This is a genomic window from Streptomyces sp. DH37 (genome assembly GCF_029813835.1).
Taxonomy (GTDB): Bacteria; Actinomycetota; Actinomycetes; order Streptomycetales; family Streptomycetaceae; genus Streptomyces.
Map to the genome: position 1 here is coordinate 1 of NZ_JARVKV010000105.1, position 11,974 is coordinate 11,974.

Below are 11,974 nucleotides of genomic sequence, written 5' to 3' on the forward strand. Positions count from 1 at the left end.
GGTCCCACCCGGGACCGGCGGCCTCCGCACGTACGGCCCCGGATCGCGCCTACGGCGCCGCCGACGCGGCCGCCGGGTTCCGGTGGAAGACCAGCGTGCCGTCCGACACGTCCACCCGCAGCCGGGTGTGCGGCGCCAGTTCGCCGCCGAGCAGCATCCGCGAGAGCTGGTTGTCCACCTCCCGCTGGATGGTGCGGCGCAGCGGCCGGGCCCCGTACTCCGGCTGGTAGCCGTGCCGGGCGAGCCAGTCGACGGCCTGCGGGGTGAAGTCGATCTCCACGTCCTGGGCGCGCAGCCGCCGCCGCGTCTCGTCCAGCAGCATGTCGGTGATCCGCCGCAACTGCTCGTCGGAGAGCTGGCGGAACACCACGATCTCGTCGATGCGGTTGAGGAACTCCGGCCGGAAGTGCTCCCGCAGCGGGCGCAGCACCCGCTCCCGCCGGGCCCTTTCCTCGGCCTCCTTGGCCTCCTCGGCCTCGCCGGCCTCGCCGCCCGCCGCGCCGGGAGTGAAGCCCAGCGTGCCGCCGCGCCCGGTGATCGCCTCGGAGCCGAGGTTGCTGGTCATCACGATGACGGTGTTGGTGAAGTCCACCGTGCGGCCCTGGGAGTCGGTCAGCCGCCCGTCGTCCAGCACCTGGAGCAGGATGTTGAAGACGTCCGGATGCGCCTTCTCCACCTCGTCCAGCAGCAGCAGCGAGTACGGGTGGCGGCGCACCGCCTCGGTGAGCTGACCGGCCTCCTCGTGGCCGACGTATCCGGGCGGGGCGCCGACCAGCCGGCTGACGGTGTGCCGCTCCTGGTACTCGCTCATGTCCAGGCGGACCATCCGGTCGTCCGTGCCGAACAGCGCCTCCGCCAGCGCGCGCGCCAGCTCGGTCTTGCCCACGCCGGTGGGGCCGAGGAAGAGGAAGCTGCCGATCGGTCGGTCGGGGCTGGCCAGCCCGGCGCGCGAGCGCAGCACGGCGTCGGCGACCACGGAGACCGCCTCGTCCTGGCCCACGACCCGCCGGTGCAGGTGCTCCTCCAGGCCCAGCAGCCGCGCCTTCTCCTCCTGGGTGAGGCTGCTGACGGGGATGCCGGTCTGCCGGGAGACGATGTCGGCGATGTCCTCGACCCCCACCTCGGAGATGCGGTCGCCCACCTGCGACTTCCCCTCCCCCTCGGCGATCTGCCGCTCCACCTCGGCGAGGCGGTCGCGCAGCTCCCTGGCCCGCTCGTAGTCCTCGTCGGCCACGGCCTGGTCCTTGTCGCGCCGCAGCTGCTCGGCCTCGCGCTCCAGCGCGCGCACGTCGGTGCCCCGGGTGGAGGTGCGCAGCCGCACCCGCGCGCCGGCCTGGTCCATCAGGTCGATCGCCTTGTCCGGCAGGAAGCGGTCGGTCAGATAGCGGTCGGACAGCTCGACGGCGGCCAGCAGCGCCTCGTCGCTGTAGCGGACCTGGTGGTGGGCCTCGTAGCGGTCGCGCAGCCCCCGCAGGATCTCCACGGCGTCGCCCGTGCCCGGCTCGGGGACCAGCACGGGCTGGAAGCGGCGGGCCAGGGCGGCGTCCTTCTCGATGTGGCGGCGGTGCTCCTCCAGCGTGGTGGCGCCGATGACGTGCAGCTCGCCGCGGGACAGGGCGGGCTTGAGCATGTTGCTGGCGTCCATCGCGCCGCTCTCGCCGCCGCCTCCGGCGCCCACCACCGTGTGCAGCTCGTCGATGAAGACGATCAGCTCGTCGGTGTGGGCGCGGATCTCGTCGATGAGGCCGCTGAGCCGCTCCTCGAAGTCGCCCCGGTAGCGGGTGCCGGCGACCACGCCGGCGAAGTCGAGCTGGACGACGCGGCGGCCCAGCAGGTTGTCCGGCACGTCGCCGTCGGCGATGCGCTGCGCCAGACCCTCCACGATGGCCGTCTTGCCGACGCCCGCCTCGCCGATCAGCACCGGGTTGTTCTTGCCCCGCCGGGCCAGGATCTCGATGGTCTGCTCGATCTGCTCGTCACGGCCGATCACCGGGTCGATACGGCCCTCACGGGCGGACTCGGTCAGATCGCGGCCGAACCTGTCCAGGTTCGGGGTGCTCGTACCGCCGGGGCGCGCGCCCGGGGCGGGCTGGCGCTCGCCGCCCGGAGCCGCCGGGCCGCCGGGGTGCTGGCCCTCCGGGAGACCGGCGCGCGGGTCGAAGTGGGCGGCGTTGAGGATCTGGCCGGCCGCGGAGTCCCGGTTGGCGGCCAGCGCCACCAGCACGTGCTCCGGCCCGATGTACGACGAGCCCGAGGAGCGCGCGACCTGGTGGGCGTCCATCAGCGCACGCTTCACGGCGGGGCTGACGGCGATGGAGGAGCGCCGCGGACCGTCCCCGGCGTGCCGGTCGATCTCGGCGACGATCGTGTCGGGGTCGCCGCCGGCGCGGGAGACCATGGCGCGGGTGGGGTCGGTGGTGAGGGCCGCCCGCAGCAGGTGCTCGGTGTTGAGGTCGGTGCTGCCGTGCTCCGCGGCGTACGACGCCGCGGAGGAGACGAGCTGCCGGGCGGGCTCGCTCATCAGCCGCACGAAGTCGAAGTACCGGGGTCCCGTCGACCGCCCGCCGGACGGCGCGGCGCCCAGGAAGCGCGCGAGGAACTCTCCGAGCGGATCCCGGCCGAAGTCCTCGGGACCCATGTACCCGCTGGTCATAGACATCCATCCCGCCGGCCCGGCGGACCGGGCCGCGCTGCTGTCTCGGTGCCTCTGTCTCGGCGTCTGTCTCGGTGTCTGTCTCGGCGTGTCGAGGTCTCGACGCACCGGGGTTCCCCCTCGGGGCGGGACGACACGTCGCACGCGGACCCACTTGCCGGTGTATGTCCTGTTCGGCACCGGGAAGCCGACGGCGGGGCACCCGGGCCGCACGAAGGGGGGAACGCGTGGAGCTGTCGACCGGAGCGAGCGTCGCCGCCTCACTGGGCATCGCCGTGCTCCTGGCCGCCCTGCACCTGGCGGCCCCGCGCGTCCGGAAGCTGCCCCTGGTGCCGGAACGGGCCACCGGCTCGTTCGCGGGCGGCCTGGCGGTGGCGTACGTGTTCCTGCACCTGCTTCCCGAGGTCGCCGAGGGGAACGAGGCCGTCGGCGAGCTGCTGAGCAGTGCGCTGCGCCCCACCCCGCTCACCGACCTGGGCATTTTCGCGGTCGCCCTGGCCGGGTTCACCTGCTTCTACGGCCTGGAGCGGCTGGCCGACCGGCACGGCGGGCGGGGAGCGCGGGAGCGGCGGGACGGGGACGCGGGGAGCGCCGCGGACACGGACGGCGCGCATGGGCCCGGCGCCTGGGTCTACCGGCTGCACCTCGGCTCGTTCCTCGTCTACAACGCGCTGATCACCTACACCATGGCCCTGCGGCTGCGGACCGGAGTGGCGTTCGCGCTGCTGTTCACCGTCGCGATGGGCCTGCACTTCGTCCTCACCGACCGCTCCCTGGAGGAGCACTACCGCCGGCGGTTCCGGCACGGCGGCCGGTACGCCCTGGCCGCCGCCCTGCTGCTGGGCTGGGGGCTGTCGGCGGTCCTGGCGCCCGCCGGCACCCTGCTGGTCAGCGTGCTCACCGCCGCGCTGGCCGGGTCGATCCTCCTCAACGTCTTCAAGGAGGAGATCCCCTCCGGGCGCAGGTCGAGCTTCCCCTGGTTCCTCACCGGACTGGTGCTCTACGCCGTCCTGCTCGCCGCGGTCACCGCGCTGTCGGAGTAGCCGGACCCGGTGGCGCCGGGAGGGCGGCGGGTACGGGCGGGGCGGGACAGGTGTGAGCGGGGCCGGAGGGGTTATCCGGAGCCTTGTACCCCTTCGGCGGAATCCGCGCCCGGCCGGCCGGCCGCGCCCGGCTCCCGCCGGTGGTGCCGGGTGTCTGCCAAACCGCGGTCGGAAGGGCACGGTCGATGTCGTTGCTGTCAGGTCTGCCGGGTGTACCGGGTCTGCGTCTGCCGGTGCCGCCCCTGATCGGGCTGGTCCCCGAAGGGGTGACCGCCGGGGCGCGGGAGGTGGTGGGCACCGCCGGCCGGCTGGCCGGGCAGGTCGTGGGGCTGCCCCGGCGGGCCGTGTGGTCCCGGCCGGGGCGCTGCTACATCACCGTCCACGGGGTCAACACCCCCGGCGGCGAACGGGTCGCCCGGCGCGTGGAACGCGTTCTGGAGCGGCATCCCGGGGTGCTGTGGGCGCGGGTGAACGCGCCCTCGGGACGGGTGGTGGTGGCGCTGGAGTCGCCGCCGCCCCCCGAGCGCGAGCTGGTGGCGCTGGTGGAGCGCGCCGAGGGCTCCGGCGACGGGATCCCCTGCGCGGACGACGAGGACGAGGAGTGGTGCCAGGAGCCCCACCACCCGTGCGAGGGGCCGCGGACCAGCCAGTCGGTCACCGCCCTGACCGCCGACGTGGTGGGGCTGGGGCTGTCCACCCTCAACCGGGTGGCCCCCTGGACGCCGCTGCCGCCCGAGGTGGCCGGCATCACCGGGGCCATCACCCGCCATCCGCGGCTGCGGCGGCTGATCACCAAGGGACTGCACGACCCGCAGCAGGCCGAGTCGCTGCTGCCGGTGATCACGGCGCTGACCCAGGGCGTGGCCACGCGCGGCGGCGGCCTCGTCCTCGACGTCGTGGAGCGCGTGGCCCAGTGGCGGGAGGCGGGCGCCTACCGCCGGGCGTGGGAGGCGGCGGAGTCGGGGCTGGTGGGCAGCCCCGAGGACGCGGCGGCCGGTCCGATCGCGGTGGAGCGGCCCGTACCCCCGCCGCGCGACGCCGTCGACCGCTACGTCGAACGCTCGATGGCGCTGTCGGCGGCGGCCGGCGCGGCGGCGGTGCCGTTCACGGGGCCGCGGCGCGGACTGGCGGTGGCCCTCGCCGGCGTGCCCAAGGCCCCGGACGCGGGCCGGGAGGGCTTCGCGACCACGCTCGGCCGCGCCCTGGCGCTCCGGGGCGCCACCGTCATGGACCGCGGCGTGCTGCGACGGCTGGGGCAGACGAACACCGTCCTGCTGGACGAGGACGCGCTCAGCGGCAGCCACCACGAACTGGCCGACCTCGTGCCGCTGGAGGGGGCGGACCCCCAGGAGACCGCCGAACGCCTCTTCGCGCTCTTCACCCCCGAGGCCGTCGGCAGCGTCCGCTGCGGCGAGGACGGCTGGGCCCTGGGGCCGCTGGAGGAGCTGGAGCTGACCGGCCGCAAGGGGACCCGGGCCGCGGCGCGGCTGCGCAAGCAGGGCGGCGAACGCGTCCTGGGCCTGGCCAGGGGCAGGCGGCTGATGGCCGTCGCGGGCCTGGCCCGGCAGAAGGCCCCGGGCGCGGACGCGGTGGCGGCGGCGGCCCGCCGCGCCGGGGTCCGCGTGATCCTCGCCGCCACCCGCCCGGAACCGGTGTTCGGCTTCGCCGACGCCGTCGTCCCCGGCGGCGACCGCCTCACCGCCTCCCTGCGCGGCCTGCAGGCGGACGGCGCGGTGGTGCTGGTGGTGTCCGGCGACAGGAAGGCGCTGGCCGCCTCCGACTGCGGGATCGGCGTGTACCGGGAGGGCGAGCCGCCGGCCTGGGGCGCGCACATCCTGGTCGGCACCGACCTGGAGTCGGTCGGCCTGATCGTGGACGCGGTGGGCGTGGCCGCCCAGGTCGACCGGGAGAGCCGCTTCCTGGCCGCGGGCGGCAGCGGCGTCGGCGCCGTCGCCGCCCTCCAGGGGCCCGCCCACCGGGCGACGGCCCGCGGCGCCGCGGCCGGCACCAGCGCCGGGACCGCCGCGTTCTGCCTGGGCACCTGGCGCGCCCGGCAGCTGCTGTCCCGCCCGGTCACCCCGCCGGTGGAGACCACGCCCTGGCACCTGATGCCCGCCTCCCGGGTCCTCGAGCGCCTGGGCAGCGCGACCGAGGGTCTGAGCAGGGAGGAGGCCGAGAAGAGGGCCGGCCAGGACACCACCTCCGAGCAGCCGGCGCGCATCGGCCTGCCGGCGGCGTTCGTCGAGGAGCTGGCCAACCCCCTCACCCCGGTGCTCGCCGCGGGCGCCGCCCTGTCGGCGGCCGTGGGCTCGCGGACCGACGCGGGGCTGGTGGCCGGGATCACCGGAGCGTCCGCCCTGGTGGGCGCCGTCCAGCGGGTCAGGACCGACAAGGCCCTGGCCGAGCTGTTCGCCCGCTCGGCGATCGGCGCGCGGGTGCGGCGGGGCGGGGCCGAACGCCTGGTGGCCGCCGGGGACCTGGTGGTCGGGGACGTGGTGGTGCTGCGCTCCCAGGAGGTCGTGCCCGCCGACTGCCGGCTGCTCCAGGGCGAGGGACTGGAGGTCGACGAGTCGTCGCTGACCGGCGAGTCCCTGCCGGTCTCCAAGGACCCGGCGCCGGTCGTCGCCGCGCAGATCGCCGACCGCCGCTCGATGCTCTACGAGGGCACCACCGTCTCGGCGGGCACGGCGGTGGCCGTCGTGGTGGCCACCGGATCGGCCACCGAGGTCGGACGCAGCCTGGCCACCGCCCGCCAGAAGGCGCCCGACACCGGGGTGGAGTCGCGGCTGCACGCCCTGACCAGGACCAGCCTGCCGCTGGCGCTCGGCTCGGCCGCCGCGGTCGCCGGCTCCGGACTGCTGCACGGCCGCCCCCTGGCGAACACGCTGGCCTCCGCGGTGAACCTGGCCGTCGCCTCCGTGCCCGAGGGGCTGCCGCTGCTGGTCAACGCCGCCCAGCTCGCCGCCGCCCGCCGACTGGCCGACCACGGCGCCCTGGTGCGCAACCCCCGCACGATCGAGGCGCTCGGCCGCGCCGACGTGCTCTGCTTCGACAAGACCGGCACCCTCACCGAGGGCGACCTCCAGCTCGCCGCCGTCAGCGACGGCGAGCACGAGCTGCCCGCCGACCGGCTCGACGCCTCCTGCAAGGAGGTCCTGGGCGCCGCGCTGCGCGCCACCCCGCCCGCCCGTACGTCCGAGCCGATGGAGCACCAGACCGACCGCGCGGTGGTGGCCGGGGCCCGGCGCGCGAAGGTGGGCGTACGCCAGGGAGCGCCGCAGTGGCGGCGCTCCGACACCCTGCCGTTCGAGCCGTCCCGCGCCTACCACGCCACCGCCGGCCGCACCTCGCGCGGCATGCTGCTCAGCGTCAAGGGCGCGCCCGAGAACGTGCTGGAGCGCTGCGCCCGGCTGCGCGCGGGCGGCCGGAAGGAGAGCGGACTCGACGCCGCGGCCCGGAAGCGGCTGACCGCGACGGCCGAGGAGCTCGCCGGGGCCGGACGCCGGGTGCTGGCCGTGGCCGAGCGCCCGCTGCGCGAGGGCGAGGACCTCACCGACGAGACCGTCGCCGGCCTGGTCTTCCTCGGGTTCGTGGCCCTCGCCGACCCGGTGCGCTCCAGCGCCGCGCCGGCCACCGCGCGGCTGCGCGCGGCCGGGGTGCAGACGGTGATGCTCACCGGCGACCACCCCGCCACCGCCGACGCCATCGCCGCCACCGTCAGCGAGGACCCCGACCAGAAGGTGTGCACGGGCGCCGAGATCGACGAGCTGGACGACGACGAACTCGACGAGCTGCTGCCGACCCTGGACGTCATCGCCCGGTGCAGCCCCCACCACAAGGTCCGCATCGTCCAGGCCTACCAGCGCATCGGCCGGGTCGTGGCGATGACCGGCGACGGCGCCAACGACGCCCCGGCCATCCGCCTGGCGGACGTCGGCATCGCCCTGGGGCGGCGCGGTACGCCCGCCGCGACCGCCGCCGCCGACCTGGTCGTCAGCGACGACCGGCTGGAGACGATCATCGCCGCGCTGCTGGAGGGCCGCGCGATGTGGGGCTCGGTGCGCGACGCGCTGGCCATCCTCGTCGGCGGCAACCTCGGCGAGGTCGCCTTCAGCGTGCTGGCCGCCGCCCTGACCGGCAGTTCGCCCCTGAACGCCCGTCAGATCATGCTCGTCAACCTCCTCACCGACCTCGCCCCGGCCCTGGCCATCGCGGTGCGCGAACCGGCGACGGAGGCCGGCGAGCGGCTGCTGAGCGAGGGGCCCGACCGCTCCCTGGGAGCCGACCTGAGCCAGGAGGTGCTGCTGCGCGGCGCCACCACCACCCTCGGCGCGGGACTGGCCTGGGGCGCGGCCCGGCTCACCGGGCGGGGACGGCGCGCCAGTACGGTGGCCCTGGCGTCGGTGGTGGGCACCCAGCTCGCCCAGACGCTGCTGACCGGGGGACTGGACCGCAACGTGCTGGCGGCCGGGGTCGGTTCGGCCGCGGCCCTGGTGGGGGTCATCCAGACGCCCGGGGTCAGCCAGTTCTTCGGCTGCACCCCCCTCGGCCCCGTCGCCTGGGGCATCACCCTCGGCTCGATCACCACGGCCACGCTGCTGGGCGCCGCCGCGACCCCGCTGGTGCGCCGTCTGGCGGCGGACGCGGCGACCCCGGCGGACACGGCGACTCCGGCGGACACGGCGGACGCGGGGGACCGGGCGGAGCGCGCGGAGGAGCCGGAGGGGCGGTAGCCCCACCGCTCCGCCTCCCGCCCCCGCCGCAGGACTCCCGGGCCCTCCTCGCCACGGGCGGCCTCCCCGCGCGGGGAGGCCGCCCGTGGCGGCTCTGTGCTCGCAGTTCTCGCTGTTCCCGCGGTTCTCGCTGTTCCCGCACGGCTACGGCGGGAGGACAGGCAGCTCGGCGTGACCTCAGGGCCTCGCTTCGGCCCGGGCCCGGGAACCTCTCCGCTGTCCATGGCGGCGAAGTCGGCGTGGGCCCGTTCGGCGGCTTCGGGGTACGCCTCACGCCTGGCGTCTTCGGCGAGCGCCCGGCGGGCGCCGGCCACCGAGGGGTCCCGCCCCCTGCGTTCGCCGATGGGATGATCAGGTCGGACCGGATCCGCTCGACGGACTCGCCGCCCGCGCGGCGCCGGAGCACGGTGCGGCGCGCGTCGTCGGTGATGACCGGGGGCCGGCCGCCGTGCTTGCCCTTGCGGGCCGCGGTGTCGAGCCCTTCGGGCGCGGGCTCGCGGATGTCCTCCCGCCCGGTCTCCGCCATCGCGGTGAGGAACGCGGACGACGGCCTGCCCGGGCCGGTGGGGTCGTGGACGCCGGACGGGGGGCCGGCGAGCGCCGTGAGTTCGGCGGCGTCGCGGCCGAGCCGCTTCATCCCGTACACGGTGAGGACGACCCGGCAGTGCGGGGCGTGTGGTGCCGTGACCTCCCGCGTGGTGGGGAGGGCCTCCTCGAGGGCGGGGCGGACCCGCACCCGGGTGCTGATCCTCCCGCTGAAGACCTCGCCCCTCGGGATGCCGTGCTTGCCGAGTGCGTCGAGGGGGGAGTCGGGTTCCTGCCCGAGGGCGGAGCAGCGGGCGTGGCCGGTGCGGACGTCCGTGCTCGGCAGGTCCGGGTCGACCGGCGTCGGCGGCGGGGTGCCCGGCCGCCACGGCCGCCACGGCCGGCCCGGCCCGCGGTCGGCCGGGGTGGGCACCCGCGGTGCCTTCTCCGGCCGGGGCGCCGGGGTGAGGCGGCGGGTGTGGTCTGCGGAGGCGACCGCGCCGCCGCGCGAGCGGCGCGGCGAGCCGGGCTGCGCGTCGCCCTTCGGACAGGCGTGCCGCTCGGCGTCGTCCGCGTCCGGCCGGTCAGCCGGGGACGGCTGCTGAGGGCCTGTCATGGGCCCGGACCTTCGCACGGCGCGAGTCCCGGAAGGGGGCCTGTCCGGCTCTTGAAGTGATCGGGTGTCGGACCGCCGGCCGGCGACCGGCGACCGGAAGCAGCCTGCCGAAGGTGCTCGGGTGGCCACCGGGCGGTCCGCGAGGGAGCTTCAGGCGGTGCGTCAGCCCGAGGCGCCGCTGCGCCGGGCGTAGGCGCGGGCGGCGCGGGCGCGGTCGCCGCAGCGGGTGGAGCACCAGTGGCGCCGGCCGTGGGTGCGCAGAAGGAACCGGTCGCAGGGGGCGGAGCCGCAGGCGGCGAGGATGCCGGCGTCGGGACCGGTGAGCAGGTCGGCGGCGTCGGCGGCGAGGGTCGCCAGTGCGTGGTTGACGGCCCGGTCGGTGGGGTGCGCCTGGACGCGGCGCAGCCCCTGGGCCCCGTCCCAGGCGAGCAAGGGTGCGGTGGGCACGGCCGTGAGGGCCTCGTTCACCGCGCGCAGGGATGCCTCGGGCGGGGTGGTGCCGTCGACGCGGGCGGCGAACAGGGCGCGTACGTGGGCGCGCAGCGTGCGCATCCGCTCAGCGCACACCTCGTACAACCGCACGTCCGGGGTGGTCAGGTCGTGGGCGGCGAGCCAGCGCATGGCGGATTCCGGGGCCGCGAGCAGGTCGTAGCCCTGACCGGCGGGCAGGGTCGCGACGGTGTCGGCGAAGTCCAGGGAACGGTACCGGTCGGCACCCGGAGCCGGGGGCAGAGCAGCCTGCGCAGTGTCGGTGGCCAGGGCGTCGTCCATGCTTCTCATGGTAGCGCTTGCGTTTTTCCGTGACATCCGCCTAGCCTGGCATCACGTTAAACGAATAATTTTTTCGTGAGAAACGGAGACGTGATGTCCCAGCTCAACGCCGACCGGTTCCCGGTCCGCACGTTCGGCGGCCCGACCGCCCTGTTCGAGTACGGCGGCCTGCGCTTCCTGACCGACCCGACCTTCGACGGACCCGGCGACTACCCCTCGCCCGGTCCGACCCTGACCAAGACCGCCCCCTCCACCACCACCCCCGCCGACGTCGGCCCCGTCGACGTGGTTCTGCTCTCCCACGACGAGCACGCCGACAACCTCGACACCTCCGGCCGGGCCCTGCTCGCCGACGTCCCCCTCACCCTGACCACTCCCGGTGGCGGCAAGCGCCTCGGGGAGAGGGCCAGGGGCCTGGCCGACTGGGAGACGGTCGAGCTGGAGCGCCCGGGCGGTGGCACCGTCACCGTCACCGGTGTTCCCGCCGTCCACGGCCCCGGGCCGCGCGAGGAAGTCGAGCCCTTCACCGGCCAGGTCGTCGGCTTCGTCCTGACCGGCGAGGGCCTGCCCACCGTTTACGTCAGCGGCGACAACGCCTCCCTCGACGCCGTCAGGGAGATCGCCGAGCGCTTCGCCCCGGTCGACACCGCCGTCCTGTTCGCCGGCGCACCCCGCTTCCCCATGCTCTTCGACGGCGGACTGCTCGTCCTGGACAGCGCCCAGGCCGCCGAGGCCGCCCTGATCCTCGGCGCCCGCCGCGTCGTCCCGGTCCACCACGACGGCTGGGCCCACTTCACCGAGGGCCGCGACGAGCTGGAAGCCGCCTTCACCGCCGCCGGCCTGGCCGACCGCCTGGACCGGGACTGGACGCAGCGCGCCTGAGCCTGAACCGCCGCCCGGGAACCGAGACCTCGTGCGCCGCTTCCATCGGGCCCCTCAGCGGGGGGACTGCGGCACGCGCACCGGCATGTTCCACCCGGACTCCGTCCTCCACCCCCGGACCGACAGCCCCCGGCCGGGCGCCGCGGGGTTCGTCGACGCGGAGAAGAAGCACGCCGACGCCTTCCCCGGCGTCCGGCTGACGGTCATCGACACCGTCGCCGAAGCCGGCAAGGCCGTCGCCTGCGTCGTGGTCGGAGGAGACCGGGGCGGCGACCACGACGGCATTCCCCCGCGCGGAGCGCACCCGCCTTTTCCCATGTTCACCCTGTTCACGTTCAAGGACGGGAAGACCACCGAGAAGCGGGCCCACTACGGCCGGGTCGACGTCTCATGGACCGGCTCACGGCCGGCTCCACCGCCTGACGGCACCGGACCCGGCAGGGCCGCGCCCCGCACCCCTCCACCGCCGCACGCCGACGGTGCCCGCCCGGAGCAGAACGCTCCGCTGCCCGCACCCGGAACCGCGGCGTCACCCCTCAGCCGGTGCCGCCCCGCTGCGTGGCCCGCGCCGCCCGCGCAGCCCACACAGCCCACACAGCGAGGCGGCACCGGCCGACGAGGACCAGGGCAACCACACGGCACCGCACGTCCGTTCGCCGTAGCCGTGCGAGAAGAGGGCCGTGGTGGGGAGGCGGGGGAGAGGCCGCCCGGACACGACGACACCGCGGCCCGCGAACACCCGAGGGTGTTC

General features: G+C 76.0%; 6 protein-coding genes. 4 read left to right on the forward strand and 2 right to left on the reverse strand.

Going from position 1 to position 11,974, the window contains the following annotated elements:
* Positions 1-49: 49 nt before the first annotated feature.
* The gene (locus QC029_RS29380) at positions 50-2,653 is read right to left on the reverse strand and encodes an ATP-dependent Clp protease ATP-binding subunit (protein WP_279558883.1); all 2,604 of its coding nucleotides are present in this window, start codon (positions 2,651-2,653) and stop codon (positions 50-52) included.
* A 227-nt stretch (positions 2,654-2,880) separates the two neighbouring features.
* On the opposite strand from QC029_RS29380, the gene QC029_RS29385 reads away from it, so the two are divergent.
* Complete coding sequence (locus QC029_RS29385; RefSeq protein WP_279558884.1) at positions 2,881-3,696, forward strand: hypothetical protein; 816 nt, start codon at positions 2,881-2,883, stop codon at positions 3,694-3,696.
* A 185-nt stretch (positions 3,697-3,881) separates the two neighbouring features.
* Positions 3,882-8,429, forward strand: coding sequence for a cation-translocating P-type ATPase (locus QC029_RS29390; protein WP_279558885.1), 4,548 nt, complete (start codon positions 3,882-3,884; stop codon positions 8,427-8,429).
* A 1,303-nt stretch (positions 8,430-9,732) separates the two neighbouring features.
* On the opposite strand, the gene QC029_RS29395 is transcribed toward QC029_RS29390, so the two are convergent.
* On the reverse strand, positions 9,733-10,341 hold the full coding sequence (locus QC029_RS29395; RefSeq protein WP_279558886.1) for an ABATE domain-containing protein: 609 nt from the start codon (positions 10,339-10,341) through the stop codon (positions 9,733-9,735).
* 93 nt (positions 10,342-10,434) lie between these two features.
* On the opposite strand from QC029_RS29395, the gene QC029_RS29400 reads away from it, so the two are divergent.
* The gene (locus QC029_RS29400) at positions 10,435-11,223 is read left to right on the forward strand and encodes an MBL fold metallo-hydrolase (protein WP_279558887.1); all 789 of its coding nucleotides are present in this window, start codon (positions 10,435-10,437) and stop codon (positions 11,221-11,223) included.
* 31 nt (positions 11,224-11,254) lie between these two features.
* Positions 11,255-11,974 (forward strand): ester cyclase (locus QC029_RS31250; RefSeq protein ID WP_369281324.1); only part of this gene is annotated, 720 nt, incomplete at its 3' end.